This is a genomic window from Microbacterium sp. HJ5, assembly GCF_054824025.1.
Map to the genome: position 1 here is coordinate 117,773 of NZ_JSYE01000015.1, position 13,675 is coordinate 131,447.

The window sequence follows — 13,675 nt, forward strand, 5'->3', positions numbered from 1 at the left end:
GGCACGACCCGGATCACCGCAGACAGGAGAGCACCCGATGTGCACCGTCGTCATCCGCGTGCCGGAGTCGGCCGACGAGCCCATCCGGGTGCTCGCGATCCGCGACGAGGACCCGGAGCGGCCCTGGAATCCGCTCGGTCGCTGGTGGCCCGAGGCCCACGAGGGCATCGTCGGCGTGCGAGACGTGCGGGCCGGCGGGGCGTGGCTGGCCGCCGACCCCGGAACGCACCGGCTCGCGGTGCTGCTCAATCGAGCGGATACCTCATCCCGCCCCGAGTCCGAGCTGGTCTCCCGCGGCGGCATCGTGCTCGCATCGGTGGCAGGCACGTCGCCCTCCGGCGAACCCCCGACCCACGGCTTCAACCTCGTCGAGGTCGCGCCGGGCGCAGCGCGGGTGCTGACGTGGGACGGCGTCGCCCTGCGCACCGTCGACCTCGCGCCCGGCACGCACATGATCGCCCACGACGACGTCGACGACCTCGCCACGCCGCGCATCGCGCGCTGGCTGGAGGACTTCCGCGCAACACCCGTCGACGCGGAGCGCTGGTGGGATGCCTGGCTCGGCGTCCTCCGCCGATCCGCCGAGCTGCCGCCCACCGACGATCGGGCGATCATCCGCGACAACAGGCCGCTCGGCTATCCGACGCTGTCGCTCCTGGCGTGCGTCGCGTCGGTGTCGCCTGGCGGCGTCGAGGTCGCGTACGGCGAGCTCGACCGTCCTGGTCACTGGAGCGAGCTCGACCTCGCGTGAGATCCCCGCCCCGTTCTCGGAGGATCGGCCGGATCTCGGAGGATTCGCCGAGGATCATCCGAGATCACGGCGATCCTCCGGCGATCGGCTACTAGACCAGGCTCTTCGTGTGCCAGACGGTCTTCGTCTCGGTGAAGGCGGCGATCCGCTCGAGGCTCGGGGACGCGGCATCCGGCCCCTGCTCCGGAGGCAGCACCCGGGTGAGCGTCTCGGCGGCGGCGACCTGCAGGTCGATCCAGTCGAGGTCGCCGGCGCCGACGAGGTCAAGGCCGTGCACGTCGGGGTGGGATGCCAGCCACGGCGCCATCTCGGCCGGGGAGCCGGTGAGCACGTTGACCACTCCCCCGGGCACGTCGCTCGTCGCGAGCACTTCGGCGAGGCTGATCGCCGACAGCGGGAAGCGCTGCGATGCGATCACCACGACGGAGTTGCCCGAGACCAGGGCGGGCGCGATCGCGGACACGAGTCCGACGAGCGCGGTGTCCTGCGGCGCGACGACGGCGACGACTCCCGTCGGCTCGGGGACCGAGATGTTGAAGTACGGCCCGGCGACAGGGTTGCCGTTGCCCGCGACCTGGCCGAACTTGTCGCACCACCCCGCGTACCAGACCCAGCGGTCGATGGCCTCGTCGACCTCGGCGGTCGCGACCGAGGTCGAGGCACCGGTCTGCTGCACGATCTCGTCGACGAACTGCGCCTTGCGACCCTCGAGGATCTCGGCGACCCGGTACAGCACCTGCCCGCGGTTGTAGGCAGTTGCACCGGCCCAGCCCTTGACGGCACCGCGTGCCGCGCTCACGGCGTCGCGGGCGTCCTTGCGCGACGCGAGGGCAGCGTTGGCGAGGAAGTCGCCCCTCGTCGAGACCACCTCGTACGTGCGGCCGGACTCGCTGCGCGGGAAGGCGCCGCCGATGTAGAGCTTGTAGGTCTTCGGCACGGTCAGTCGCTTGCTCACCGGGTTGCTCCCTTCAGGTAGGCGAGCAGGCCGTGGCGGCCGCCCTCTCGCCCGTAGCCCGACTCCTTGTAGCCGCCGAACGGCGACGACGGGTCGAAGCGGTTGAACGTGTTGGCCCAGACCACTCCGGCACGGAGGCGGTCGGCGACGGCCAGGATGCGCGAGCCCTTGTCGGTCCAGATGCCGGCCGACAGCCCGTAGGGCGTGTTGTTCGCCTTCTCGATCGCCTCGGCGGGCGTGCGGAAGGTCAGCACCGACAGCACGGGGCCGAAGATCTCGTCGCGCGCGATGCGGTGGCTCGCCTGCACATTCGTGAAGATCGTGGGCGCGAACCAGAAGCCGTTGTCGGGGATGACGCAGTCCGCGCTCCAGCGCTCGGCGCCCTCCTCCTCGCCGATGCGGCTGAGCTCGCGGATGCGGTCGAGCTGCTCACGCGAGTTGATCGCGCCGATGTCGGTGTTCTTGTCGAGCGGATCGCCGAGGCGCAGGGTCGACAGGCGCGACTTCAGGCGGTCGACGACCTCGTCGTGGATCGACTCCTGCACGAGGAGGCGGCTGCCCGCGCAGCACACGTGGCCCTGATTGAAGAAGATCCCGTTGACGATGCCCTCGATCGCCTGATCGATCGGGGCGTCCTCGAAGACGATGTTCGCGGCCTTGCCGCCGAGCTCGAGCGTGAGCTTCTTGTCGGTGCCGGCGACAGCCTTGGCGATCTCGCGCCCCACGGGCGTGGATCCGGTGAAGGCGACCTTGTTCACGTCGGTGTGGCGCACGAGCGCGGCACCGGTCGAGCCGGCGCCGGTCACGATGTTGACCACGCCGGGCGGCAGGTCGGCCTGCTGCAGGATCTCGGCGAAGATCAGCGCCGAGAGCGGCGTCGTCTCGGCGGGCTTGAGCACCACGGTGTTGCCCGCGGCGAGCGCGGGGGCGATCTTCCACGCGAGCATGAGCAGCGGGAAGTTCCACGGGATGACCTGACCCGCGACGCCGAGCGCCTTGGGGTTCGCACCGAGGCCCGCATAGTCGAGCTTGTCGGCCCAGCCGGCGTAGTAGAAGAACCACGCGGCCACGAGGGGCACGTCGACGTCGCGGCTCTCCTTGATGGGCTTGCCGTTGTCGAGACTCTCGGCGACCGCGAGCTCGCGGGCGCGCTCCTGCACGAGGCGCGCGATGCGGAAGAGATACTTGCCGCGGTCGCGCCCGCTCAGCTTCGACCACGTCTTGTCGTAGGCGCGCCGCGCGGCGGCGACGGCCGCGTCGACGTCCGCCTCGCTCGCGGTGGCGATGGTGGCGATGTGCTTCTCGTCGGCCGGCGAGATCGTGGCGAAGGTCTCGCCCGAGCCGGGGCGGAACTCACCGTCGATGAACAGGCCGTATTCGTCGCGCAGGTTGAGGATCGCCCGGGACTCGGGCGCGGGGGCGTATTCGAGGAAACTCATGTCTGTGCTGTTTCTTCTCAGTCGATCGTCACGTAGTCGGCGCCGGAGTAGTGGCCGCTCTTGAGCTTCTGCCGCTGGAGCAGCACGTCGTTGAGCAGGCTCGACGCTCCGTACCGGAAGAGGTGCGGCTGCAGCCATTCCTCGCCCACCGTCTCGGCGACGGTCACGAGGTACTTGATCGCGTCCTTCGACGTGCGGATGCCGCCGGCCGGCTTGACACCGACCTTCTCGCCGGTGGCGCGGTGCCAGTCCCGCACCACCTCGAGCATGAGGAGGGTGACCGGCAGGGTCGCGGCGGGCTGGACCTTGCCCGTCGAGGTCTTGATGAAGTCGCCGCCCGCGAGGATCGACAGCCACGACGCGCGCTTGACGTTGTCGTAGGTGTTCAGCTCGCCCGTCTCCAGGATGACCTTGAGCGACGCGTACGTGCCGTCATCGCGACGGCACGCCTCCTTCACTCGCGCGATCTGATCGAAGACCAGGCCGTAGCGACCGGCGAGGAAGGCGCCGCGATCGATCACCATGTCGATCTCGTCGGCGCCGGCCGCGACGGCGTCGGCGGTGTCGGCGAGCTTGATCTCGAGAGACGAGCGGCCGCTCGGGAAGGCGGTCGCGACTGCCGCGACGCTCACGCCGCCCTCGTCGGGGTCGCCGTGGGCCGCGCCGAGCGCCTCGACAGCGTAGGGCACCATGTCGCCGTAGACGCAGACCGCCGCAACCCGGGGGCACGTCGGGTCGGAAGCATCCGGATTCATCGCCTTCGCGACGAGAGAGCGCACCTTGCCGGGCGTGTCGGCGCCCTCCAGCGTGGTGAGGTCGATCAGCTCGATGATCTTGTCGAGCGCCCACGCCTTGGACGTCGTCTTGATCGAGCGGGTGCCGAGTCCTGCCGCACGCTGCTCGAGGCCCACGGCGTCGACGCCGGGGAGCCCGTGGAGGTAGCGCCGCAGCGTCGTGTCGTCGGGCTCTCCGCCGAGCAGCGCGACGGCCCGCTCGGGCAGTGTCTGCAGGTCGGTCCGGCTCATGTTGCTCCCTCTGTCGTGTGGCGTGGGCGAGGGCGAGGACGCCTCACCCGCTCGCGCGCGTCGCTGCCGGGTCATGCTCGGCGATCCTGGAGTGCCGCAGCAGCACGATCACCCCGATCCCGACGACCACCACGAACGCGATGGTCAGGCTCGTGAAGGCGAACCAGTTGTCGTCGAGTGCCAGCACGATGGCCGCTGCGATGACCGCGATCGCCGCGGCAGTCAGTTTGGACGCGAACTTCAAGCCTACCCCGGCGGTGAGCCGCCCCGCGGGCGAGTCCCCCCGGGCGAGGATGAGGTCGGCGAAGGCGTCGAGTGTCGCGAGCAGCGACGCCGAGTAGGCGACCGCGCATCCGAGGGCGCCCCACAGGTTGACCGAGTCGGCCGCGGTGTCCGCCGCGGTGTCCGCCGCGGCGAGGATGTCGAGGGCTGGCACGCCTCGATCGTAGGCCCGCGCCTGCGGCGCGGTCTATGCCTGCGACGTTGCCGACGGCGGCGGTCAGGTCAGGCTGCTGCGCACCCGGGCGACGTCGTCCGTGATCTGCGCCACAAGGGCATCGATCCCTTCGAACGCCGCCATTCCGCGGATGCGCGCGGTGAACTGGATCTCGACACGGTGGCCGTACAGGTCGAGGTCGGTCTCGTCGAGCACATACGCCTCGACCTGCCGGGCGGGCACGTCGTCGAACGTGGGGTTGGTTCCGATGCTGATCGCCGCCGGATAGCGGATGCCGGGGCGCAGCCCGTCGGCGGAGCCCTCGTCGATCAGCCAGCCGGCGTACACGCCGTCGGCAGGCACGAAGCCCTCGCACTCGCTCGAGAGGTTGGCCGTCGGGAACCCCAGCTCGCGTCCGCGCTTGAGACCGTGCACCACCTCGCCCCACACCGAGGGGGCACGGCCGAGCAGCTTCGCGGCGGTCTCGACGTCGCCCTCGGTCAGCAGCTCGCGGATCCACGTGGACGATACGCGCCTGCCCGCCTCGATCGCACGCACGTCGTCGACGACGTCGACGTCGAAGCCGAATTCTGCGCCCAGCTCGGTCAGCAGCTCGGGGTCGCCCGCTCCCCCGCGACCGAACCGGAAGTCCCGGCCGACGAGCACCGTCCGCACGCCGAGCGCGCCGACGAGCACATGCTCGACGAACTCCCGTGCGGGCAGGTCGGCGAGGTCCCGGTCGAAGCGCAGCAGGAGCGTCGCGTCGATGCCGGTCTCGGCGAGGAGCTGAAGCTTCTGGTGCACCCCGATCAGGTTCTCGGGACAGATCTCGGGGCGCAGCAGCGCCAGCGGGTTGCGGTCGAAGGTCACCGCGACGACCCGCGCGCCGCCGGTGGCGGCATCCACGCGCGCGCGATCGATCACCGCACGGTGCCCGGTGTGGACGCCGTCGAACTTGCCGATCGCGACCACCGAGGGACCGAACCCGGCCGGCACGTCGGACGGGTCGCGGAAGACGATCACGACGCCACCGCCGCCGCCTGCGGCACCGGCTCGGTCGCGACAGGACGATGCGTGATGAGCCACCACAAGCCGAAGAACGGCAGCAGCAGCGGCACGAAGAGGTAGCCGAGGCCGAACCACGACCAGACGGTCTGATGGGCGAACAGCTCGGGGAGCACGAACGTCAGCGTGCTGACGACGAGGACGCCGACGAGCTCGAAGACGATGGCGACCCACGCCACGGCATACCACCGGCGGGAGCCCGCGAACACGAGCGCGAGGGTGGCGACGATGTAGACGACCGCGGCCAGCGCTGACAGGGTGTACGCCAGCGGCGCCTCGTCGTAGCGCTGCACGATCTGGACGAACGAGCGGCCCGTCGCGGCGAGCGCCATGATCCCGTAGACGATGACGAGGACGCGACCGATTCCGGTCATACGGCGGGGGCGAGCGGATGCTGTCATGGCGTGTCAATCCTAAAGCCGCGGCCGAACACGCCTGCCCGAGCCGCAGTCACATACGTCACATCAGACCCAGTAGTGGACAGACACACCGAGAAGTGTCAATATTCACAGGACGGAACCCGAACCGTACTCTTGTCCGAACCAACCCGAAGAGCACGCCATGCGTTCGAGCCGTACCCTTTTTCTCACCGGAGCCACCGTCCTCTCGGTGATCATCGGCGGCTTGGCGCCCTCGGCGGCCCTCGCTGTCGGCACGCCGACGCCGACCCCCGTGGCTGCGACGAGTCCCACCCCCACGCCCGCTCCAGCGGCCACCGCTGCCCTCACGCCGACGCCGGCGCCCACACCGACGGCTTCCCCCTCGGCGTCGGCCCTCGCATCCCGGACGACGTCGACCACGACCGCGGCTGCGGCGGTCGCCTTCGCGAAGCCGATGGCGGCGAAGACGTACACACTCTCGTCGTACTTCGGCCCGAGGTGCATTCCTGTACCCGGCGCTTCGACGTATCATTTCGGCGTCGATCTCGCCGCCCGGTCCGGTACGCCGATCTATGCCATCGCGCCCGGTACCGTGACCGCCACCGTGAGCGGCACGACGTCGCGCGCGGGATACATCTCGATCCGGCACACGATCTCGGGCGTGACCTACACGTCCATCTACATGCACATCTGGTCCGCGACGACGCGGGTCAAGGTGGGACAGAAAGTCACCGCCGGTCAGCGGATCAGCGAAGTCGGAAACAGCGGTGTGTCGTCGGGCAGCCATCTGCACCTCGAACTGTGGCGCGCAGGCACGACCAGTGTCACCGCCGAGAATGCCGGGGCGTTCCTCAAGGCGCGCGGTGTGGACATCTACGCGGCCGCGACCCTGGTGACGGCCAGGCCCGCACCCGCCACGTGCACGTACTACTCCATCGGCGCGCTCAATCTCCGCTCGGGACCCTCGGTCGAATACGACTCGCTTCGCCTCCTGCCGCAGGGCACGGCCATCGTCCACGTGCCGGGCAAGATCACGTCGGGCTTCATCCCGGTCCGTGTCGGCACCCAGAGCGGCTGGGTCTCGTCGAGCCTCGTGAGCCCCGTGAAGCCGCCGCCCGCGCCCGCTGCCCTGCCGACGGGAACGTATTTCGCGACTGCCGCACTCGCGTTCCGCGCGGCCGCGTCGTCGTCCGGCGTGTCTCTCGGCGTGATTCCGAAAGACGCGAAGGTCGGCGCCATCCTCGCCCTCTCCGCCTCCTGGGCGAAAGTCACCTACTCCGGCAAGACCGGATGGGTCCAGCGCGCCTATCTCACGACGACGGTTCCCGCCACGCCGGCGGCCACGCCCCCACCGATCCAGTACGCGACTGCCGCGCTCGCGTTCCGCGCGACCGCGTCGTCGTCCGGCGTGTCTCTCGGCGTGATTCCGAAAGACGCGAAGGTCGGCGCCATCCTCGCCCTCTCCGCCTCCTGGGCGAAAGTGACCTACGCCGGCAAGACCGGATGGGTCCAGCATTCGTACCTCACGACGACGGTTCCGACCCCGCCTGCGACCGCACCCGCACCGACCAACTATGCAACGGCCGCGCTCGCATTCCGCGCCACAGCGTCGACGAGCAGCACGAGCTTCGGTGTGATTCCCAAGGGCAGCGCCGTCGGCACCATCCTCGCGACCTCCGCCTCCTGGGCGAAAGTCACCTACAGCGGAAAGACCGGATGGGTCCAACGCGCCTACCTGACCACCACACCCCCCGCCCCTCCCGCACCCGCGCCCGCACCGACCAACTACGCGACCGCCGCGCTCGCATTCCGCGCCACCGCCTCCACGACCGGCACCTCCCTCGGCGTCATCCCCAAGGGCAGCGCCGTCGGCACCATCCTCGCGACCTCCGCCTCCTGGGCGAAAGTCACCTACAGCGGAAAGACCGGATGGGTCCAACGCGCCTACCTGACCACCACACCCCCGGGGCCGCCGACGTATGTCGCGACCGTGGCTCTCGCGTTCCGCGCCACCGCGTCCACCGCAGGCACCTCGCTCGGCGTGATTCCGAAAGGGGCGGATGTCGGTGTCATCCTGGCGACGTCGGCCTCGTGGGCGAAAGTCACGTACAGCGGAAAGACCGGATGGGTTCAGCGCTCGGCGATCACACTGCGGTGAGGGCGGTCACGCGACCTGGAGAGCCCAGATCGCGTACATCCGCCAGACCATGACCGCCACGGCGAGCGCCGCGATGCCCATGATGACGGTGCTCCACTTGCTGCGCTCGAGCAGTGCCCATCCGACGCCCGCCACCGGCAGGAGCGCCGCGGAGACGAGATAGACCCAGAACTCCAGGCCGCTGCCCGTCGGAGTGTTGCCCAGGAGCGGCGCGATGATCGCGACGACGACCTGCACGATCAGCAGCAGCTCCACCAGCGCGAGCGCCCCGACGGTGAGATCGCTCGGGCGCCGGCCGGCGAGTCCGGCGACGACGCACACGAGACCCGCGATCACCGCGACCGCCACCTGCACGATCGTGAACCACAGGATCATGGGGATGCCTCCTCGGGCATGTTCATCGCGCTCTTCACGTCGTCACCTCTCGACTCGACGACGCCGACCAGCCGCCCCTCGGGGTCGACGGCCGCTGCGGGGCGCGAGGGCAGGCGAGCCGCGGCGTGCGCGAGCCGCTTGCCGTGCCGGAGGTCGCGCGCCTCGTCGGCCGTGACGTCGAACCGGCCGAGCACGGCGGTCGCGGCATCCGCGGGCGTGAGCGGACGTGCCGAGTCGATTGCGTCCGCGGCCCCGGCCGCGGCGATGTCGAACGGACCGATGCGCGTTCGACGCAGCGATGTGAGGTGCCCGCCCACCCCCAGCGCGGCGCCCAGATCGCGGGCGAGCGAGCGGATGTACGTTCCGCTCGAGCAGTCGACGACCACGTCGAGGTCGATCACGGCCTCAACGCGGCGCTCGTCGCGCAGGTCGAAGCGTGAGATCGTGACCTCGCGCGCCTTGAGAGCGACCTCCTCCCCCGCGCGGGCGAGGTCGTACGCCCGACGGCCTTCGACCTTGATCGCCGAGTAGGTGCTCGGCACCTGGGAGATGCGCCCCGTCAGCGCCGCGATGCCGTCGACGATGCGATCGGACGTGACGGACGAGGCATCCGTCGCCGCCACGATCTCGCCGTCGGCGTCGTCGGTGTCGGTCGAGACGCCGAGGCGGATGGTCGCCTCGTACGTCTTGTCGAGCCCGACCATGAAGGTCAGCAGCCGCGTCGCACCCTCGACGCCGAGCACGAGGAGGCCCGTCGCCATCGGGTCCAGCGTGCCGGCGTGCCCGATCTTGCGGGTTCCGAGGGCGCGCCGTGCGCGGGCGACGACATCGTGCGAGGTCATGCCGCCGGGCTTGTCGACGAGAAGGATGCTCGGCGCGACCATCAGCTGCGCCCGACGATCCGAGGGTGCGTCAGATCGGCGTTGTCGACGACGACGGATGCCGCATCCCGGGGCCGCACCCGGTCGAGGTAGAGGCCCTGCCCGAGTCGGTAGCGGGCGTTCGACGGCGCGTCCGGGTCGGGATCGCAGCCGTCGCGGAGCGACATGCGCTCGTACGCGACGTGGAAGGGGACGTCGAGCCAGAGCGACCAGTCCCAGAGGTCCTGCAGCTCGGGGCGGTGGAGGAAGATCCCGTCGACGATCAGCACGGCGTCGCGCGGCGCGGTCACCCACTGCGATTCGACCGGGGCGTCCCGCGCGAGGTCGAACGCCGCGAGCTGGAAGCCGGTCGTGCCGGCCGTCTGCGCACCGTCGCGGAACGGGTCGATGAGCACGCGCCGGAAGGTCGGATAGTCGTAGGACTCGAGGTAGAAGCCCTCGGGGCTGCGGCGGCCGCGCGCATAGCGCTCGGCCCGCGGCCGGTGGAAGCCGTCGATGCCGGCTCGGAACACGGCCGATCCCGATTCGGCGAACACCTCGGCGAGGCCGTCGGCGAAGGTCGATTTGCCGGCTCCGTCGATGCCGTCGACCGCGACGATCACGCGGCCGCCGGGATAGCTCCGCCGCACTCCGTCGCGAAGCTCCCGCCACAGCGTGGTGGCGGGCGTGATCGGCAGACGCATGCTCCCAGCCTAGGCTGAAGCGCATGCCCGACCTCGCGCCGCCGCTCATCGAGTGGTTCCGCGGCAACGCGCGCGACCTGCCGTGGCGGCGGCCGGGGTTCGGCGCATGGGGCATCCTCGTGAGCGAGTTCATGCTGCAGCAGACACCCGTGAACCGCGTCATCCCCCACCTCGAGGCGTGGCTCACGCGGTGGCCGACGCCGGCTTCGCTCGCTGGCGACGCCCCGGCCGAGGCCGTGCGGCAGTGGGCGAACCTCGGCTACCCGCGCCGCGCGCTGTGGCTGCACCGGGCAGCGGTCGAGATCCGCGACCGCCACGCCGGGGTCGTCCCCCGAAACGTCGACGCGCTCCTGGCGCTGACGGGCATCGGCGATTACACGGCGCGCGCGGTGGCGGTGTTCGCCTACGGCGAGCGGGCGCCGGTCGTCGACACCAATACGCGTCGTGTGCTCGCGCGAGCCGTGGACGGTCGCTCCCAGCCCGGAGCCCCGGCGCGACGGGATCTCATCGCGATGGAGGCGCTCCTCCCCGACGACGACGCGGACGCCGCGATCGTGAACGCGGCGGCGATGGAACTGGGTGCCATCGTGTGCGTCGCGCGCTCACCGCGCTGCGACGCGTGCCCGATCGCCGACCGTTGCGCGTGGCGGGCCGCCGGCTATCCCGACACGGGCGACGGGCGCCGCAAGCAGGCGCGTTACGAGGGCAGCGACCGGCAGGCGCGGGGAGCGGTGCTCAGAGCGCTGCGGGATGCCGCGTCCCACGCGGTCCCGCTCGTCGACATCGTCCCGGACTGGGCCGACCCTCTGCAGCGCGACAGGGCGATCGACTCGCTCATCGCCGACGGGCTGGCGGAGGCATCCGAGGGGATGCTCCGCCTGCCGTCGTGACGCTCAGTCCTCGTCGTCCTCGTCGAGCTCGCGCGGCTTGACGTACGGGTCGGCGTCGCCGGCGTACGTCGCCGACGATGCGAGCCCGGCCACGGCCTCGTCGCGCTCGCGCGCCTCACGGAGAAGGTCGGCGATGTGGTCGGCGTTCTCGGGGATGGCGTCGGGAATGAACTCGAGCGACGGGGTGAGGCGCACATTGAGATGCTTGCCGACCTCGGACCGCAGCATCCCGGTCGCCGCCTTCAGTGCCTTCGCGGAGTCTTCGCGCTCTTCTGCCGAACCGAGGACGGTGTAGAACACCGAGGCGTGCTGGAGGTCGCCCGTCACACGGACGTCGGTGATCGTGACGAAGCCGAGACGCGGGTCTCGGAGACCCTTCTCGAGCCTTTCGGCGAGGATCACCCGGATGCGGTCGCCCAGTCGTGCCTGACGTTCGCCGGCCATGTCAATTCCTTTCGACAGGTGAGGGGCGCCCGATCCCTTCAGAGACAGGGCGCCCCTCACCGGTTGCGATCAGCCGCGGGGCTTCTCGACCATCTCTGTGGTCTCGATCTCGTCGCCGATCTGGATGTCGTTGTACTTGCCGAGGCCGATACCCGCCTCGAAGTCCGTGCGGACCTCGGTGACGTCGTCCTTGAAGCGGCGCAGCGACTCGATCGCCAGGCCGTCGGCGATGACCACGCCGTCGCGGATGACGCGCGCCTTGGCGTTGCGCGTGATCGTGCCGGAACGGACGATGACACCTGCGATGTTGCCGAACTTCGAGGAGCGGAACACCTCGCGGATCTCGGCGACGCCGGACTGGACCTCTTCGTACTCGGGCTTGAGCAGACCCTTGAGCGACTGCTCGACGTCGTCGATCGCGTTGTAGATGACCGAGTAGAAGCGCGTGTCGACGCCCTCGCGAGCGGCGCGCTCGCGCGCCTTCGTGTCGGGACGCACGTTGAAGCCGATGATGATCGCGTTGTCGATCGTCGCCAGGTTCACGTCGGACTCGGTGATCGCGCCCACGCCGCGGTGGATGATCCGCAGCTGCACGGAGTCGTCGACCTCGATCTTGAGGAGCGACTCCTCGAGCGCCTCGACGGCACCCGACACGTCACCCTTGATGATGAGGTTGAGCGACTCGACCTTGCCCTCTTCGAGCGCGCGGGTGAAGTCCTCGAGCGAGATGCGCTTGCGGGCCTTGGCCAGCTGGGCGTTGCGCTCGGCCGCTTCACGCTTCTCGGCGATCTGACGGGCGGTGCGGTCCTCCTCGGTCACGATGAACGTGTCGCCGGCGCGCGGCACCGAGTTGAGACCCTGCACCTGGACGGGACGCGACGGGGCGGCCTCGAGGACCGGCTCGCCGTTCTCGTCGGCCATGGCGCGGACGCGGCCGTACGCCGTGCCGGCGACGATCGCGTCGCCCACGCGGAGCGTTCCGGACTGGATGAGCACCGTGGCGACGGCACCGCGGCCCTTGTCGAGCTTCGCCTCGATCGCGACGCCACGGGCGTCCTTGTTCGGGTTCGCCGTCAGGTCAAGACCGGCGTCGGCCGTGAGCAGGAGCGCGTCGAGGAGCTCCTGGATGCCGGTGCCCTGGCGGGCCGACACATCCACGAACATGACGTCGCCGCCGTACTCCTCGGCGACCAGGCCGTACTCGGTGAGCTGCTGGCGCACCTTGGCCGGGTTGGCGTCGGGCTTGTCGACCTTGTTGACCGCGACCACGATCGGAACGTTCGCCGCCTGGGCGTGGTTCAGCGCCTCCACCGTCTGCGGCATGATGCCGTCGTCGGCGGCGACCACCAGGATCGCGAGGTCGGTCACCTGGGCACCACGGGCACGCATGGCGGTGAACGCCTCGTGACCCGGGGTGTCGATGAAGGTGATCGCGCGCTCGATGCCCTCGTGCTCGGTCCAGACCTGGTACGCACCGATGTGCTGCGTGATGCCGCCGGCCTCGCCCGCGACCACGTTGGTCTGGCGGATGGCGTCGAGCAGTCGGGTCTTACCGTGGTCGACGTGACCCATGACGGTCACGACGGGCGGACGGATCTCGAGATCGTCCTCGCTCTCGGCCTCCAGCTCGGCGTCGAGGTCGAGGCCGAAGCCCTCGAGGAGCTCCTTGTCCTCGTCCTCGGGCGAGACCATCTGGATCTTGTAGCCGAGCTCGGCGCCGAGGACCTCGAAGGTGGCCTCGTCGAGCGACTCGGTGGCCGTGGCCATCTCGCCCAGGTTGAAGAGGATCGTCACGAGCGTGCCCGGCTGGACGGTGTAGCCGTTCAGCGCCTCGAGCTTGTCGGCGAAGTCGGCGATCGACGCGCCGCGACGGAGGCGGATGATCTCGCCGTTGCCCTTCGAGACGTTGACGCCGCCGACGACCGGCGCCGACCGCATCTCGAACTCCTGCCGCTTCGCCCGACGCGACTTGCGCTGCTTGGACTTGCCGCCGCCCTTGCCGAAGGCACCCGCGGTACCACCGCCGGGACCGCGGCCACGGCCGCCGCCACCGCCGGGACGACCGGCGAAGCCGCCGGGTGCACCTGCACCGGGCGCGCCGCCGGGACGCTGGAACCCGCCGCCGGCGCCGCCGGGACGACCGGGACCGCCGGGACGCTGCTGGAAGGGGGCGCCGGGACGACCGCCGCCGCC

Annotated in this window: 15 protein-coding genes; 3 read left to right on the forward strand and 12 right to left on the reverse strand. The window is 70.4% G+C overall.

Annotated elements, in window-relative coordinates; translation table 11 throughout:
* Positions 1 to 37: 37 nt before the first annotated feature.
* Positions 38 to 751: an NRDE family protein gene (locus OB08_RS08725; protein WP_461474054.1), complete on the forward strand. Its 714-nt coding sequence runs from the start codon at positions 38 to 40 to the stop codon at positions 749 to 751.
* Positions 752 to 842: 91 nt separating this feature from the next.
* On the opposite strand, the gene OB08_RS08730 is transcribed toward OB08_RS08725, so the two are convergent.
* From OB08_RS08730 to OB08_RS08760, 7 genes are all read right to left on the reverse strand, one after another.
* A complete protein-coding gene (locus OB08_RS08730; RefSeq protein WP_461474055.1) occupies positions 843 to 1,706 on the reverse strand; it encodes an aldehyde dehydrogenase family protein in 864 nt (287 codons plus the stop codon).
* Positions 1,703 to 3,145 (reverse strand): aldehyde dehydrogenase family protein, encoded by a 1,443-nt coding sequence (locus OB08_RS08735; RefSeq protein WP_461474056.1) that lies wholly within the window; start codon positions 3,143 to 3,145, stop codon positions 1,703 to 1,705. Before OB08_RS08735 ends, OB08_RS08730 begins: the two co-directional genes overlap by 4 nt.
* 17 nt (positions 3,146 to 3,162) lie before the next feature.
* On the reverse strand, positions 3,163 to 4,170 hold the full coding sequence (gene deoC, locus OB08_RS08740; RefSeq protein WP_461474057.1) for a deoxyribose-phosphate aldolase: 1,008 nt from the start codon (positions 4,168 to 4,170) through the stop codon (positions 3,163 to 3,165).
* A gap of 43 nt (positions 4,171 to 4,213) precedes the next feature.
* The gene (locus OB08_RS08745) at positions 4,214 to 4,606 is read right to left on the reverse strand and encodes a hypothetical protein (RefSeq protein WP_461474058.1); all 393 of its coding nucleotides are present in this window, start codon (positions 4,604 to 4,606) and stop codon (positions 4,214 to 4,216) included.
* 63 nt (positions 4,607 to 4,669) lie between these two features.
* On the reverse strand, positions 4,670 to 5,629 hold the full coding sequence (locus tag OB08_RS08750; RefSeq protein ID WP_461474059.1) for a bifunctional riboflavin kinase/FAD synthetase: 960 nt from the start codon (positions 5,627 to 5,629) through the stop codon (positions 4,670 to 4,672).
* Complete coding sequence (locus tag OB08_RS08755) at positions 5,626 to 6,072, reverse strand: hypothetical protein (protein WP_461474060.1); 447 nt, start codon at positions 6,070 to 6,072, stop codon at positions 5,626 to 5,628. The genes OB08_RS08750 and OB08_RS08755 overlap by 4 nt, the downstream gene beginning before the upstream one ends.
* A 105-nt stretch (positions 6,073 to 6,177) precedes the next feature.
* Positions 6,178 to 6,555: a hypothetical protein gene (locus tag OB08_RS08760; protein ID WP_461474072.1), complete on the reverse strand. Its 378-nt coding sequence runs from the start codon at positions 6,553 to 6,555 to the stop codon at positions 6,178 to 6,180.
* Between OB08_RS08760 and OB08_RS08765 the strand changes: the two genes are divergently transcribed.
* Positions 6,506 to 8,209, forward strand: a complete 1,704-nt coding sequence (locus OB08_RS08765; protein ID WP_461474071.1) for an SH3 domain-containing protein — start codon at positions 6,506 to 6,508, stop codon at positions 8,207 to 8,209. The two genes, OB08_RS08760 and OB08_RS08765, sit on opposite strands and share 50 nt — an antisense overlap.
* A 6-nt stretch (positions 8,210 to 8,215) precedes the next feature.
* Here the strand turns inward: OB08_RS08765 and OB08_RS08770 are convergent, their stop codons facing one another.
* Genes OB08_RS08770 through OB08_RS08780 form a run of 3 tightly spaced genes read right to left on the reverse strand, consistent with a single transcriptional unit; the run spans position 8,216 to position 10,148 of the window.
* Positions 8,216 to 8,584: a hypothetical protein gene (locus OB08_RS08770; protein WP_461474061.1), complete on the reverse strand. Its 369-nt coding sequence runs from the start codon at positions 8,582 to 8,584 to the stop codon at positions 8,216 to 8,218.
* The gene (gene truB, locus OB08_RS08775) at positions 8,581 to 9,468 is read right to left on the reverse strand and encodes a tRNA pseudouridine(55) synthase TruB (RefSeq protein ID WP_461474062.1); all 888 of its coding nucleotides are present in this window, start codon (positions 9,466 to 9,468) and stop codon (positions 8,581 to 8,583) included. Before truB ends, OB08_RS08770 begins: the two co-directional genes overlap by 4 nt.
* Positions 9,468 to 10,148: a nucleoside/nucleotide kinase family protein gene (locus tag OB08_RS08780; protein ID WP_461474063.1), complete on the reverse strand. Its 681-nt coding sequence runs from the start codon at positions 10,146 to 10,148 to the stop codon at positions 9,468 to 9,470. Before OB08_RS08780 ends, truB begins: the two co-directional genes overlap by 1 nt.
* Before the next feature lie 23 nt (positions 10,149 to 10,171).
* On the opposite strand from OB08_RS08780, the gene OB08_RS08785 reads away from it, so the two are divergent.
* Positions 10,172 to 11,038 (forward strand): HhH-GPD family protein, encoded by an 867-nt coding sequence (locus tag OB08_RS08785; RefSeq protein WP_461474064.1) that lies wholly within the window; start codon positions 10,172 to 10,174, stop codon positions 11,036 to 11,038.
* A 3-nt stretch (positions 11,039 to 11,041) separates the two neighbouring features.
* Here the strand turns inward: OB08_RS08785 and rbfA are convergent, their stop codons facing one another.
* The gene (gene rbfA, locus OB08_RS08790; RefSeq protein ID WP_461474065.1) at positions 11,042 to 11,482 is read right to left on the reverse strand and encodes a 30S ribosome-binding factor RbfA; all 441 of its coding nucleotides are present in this window, start codon (positions 11,480 to 11,482) and stop codon (positions 11,042 to 11,044) included.
* 69 nt (positions 11,483 to 11,551) lie between these two features.
* The coding region (infB, locus tag OB08_RS08795) for a translation initiation factor IF-2 (RefSeq protein ID WP_461474066.1) at positions 11,552 to 13,675 on the reverse strand (2,124 nt) is incomplete at its 5' end.

Coding starts and splice junctions, on each gene's coding strand:
- OB08_RS08725 (WP_461474054.1), top strand. CDS start 38: ATGTGCACCGTCGTCATCCGCGTGCCGGAGTCGGCCGACGAGCCCATC.
- OB08_RS08735 (WP_461474056.1), bottom strand. CDS start 3,145: ATGAGTTTCCTCGAATACGCCCCCGCGCCCGAGTCCCGGGCGATCCTC.
- deoC (WP_461474057.1), bottom strand. CDS start 4,170: ATGAGCCGGACCGACCTGCAGACACTGCCCGAGCGGGCCGTCGCGCTG.
- OB08_RS08755 (WP_461474060.1), bottom strand. CDS start 6,072: ATGACAGCATCCGCTCGCCCCCGCCGTATGACCGGAATCGGTCGCGTC.
- OB08_RS08765 (WP_461474071.1), top strand. CDS start 6,506: ATGGCGGCGAAGACGTACACACTCTCGTCGTACTTCGGCCCGAGGTGC.
- OB08_RS08760 (WP_461474072.1), bottom strand. CDS start 6,555: ATGCACCTCGGGCCGAAGTACGACGAGAGTGTGTACGTCTTCGCCGCC.
- OB08_RS08770 (WP_461474061.1), bottom strand. CDS start 8,584: ATGATCCTGTGGTTCACGATCGTGCAGGTGGCGGTCGCGGTGATCGCG.
- truB (WP_461474062.1), bottom strand. CDS start 9,468: ATGGTCGCGCCGAGCATCCTTCTCGTCGACAAGCCCGGCGGCATGACC.
- OB08_RS08780 (WP_461474063.1), bottom strand. CDS start 10,148: ATGCGTCTGCCGATCACGCCCGCCACCACGCTGTGGCGGGAGCTTCGC.
- OB08_RS08785 (WP_461474064.1), top strand. CDS start 10,172: ATGCCCGACCTCGCGCCGCCGCTCATCGAGTGGTTCCGCGGCAACGCG.
- rbfA (WP_461474065.1), bottom strand. CDS start 11,482: ATGGCCGGCGAACGTCAGGCACGACTGGGCGACCGCATCCGGGTGATC.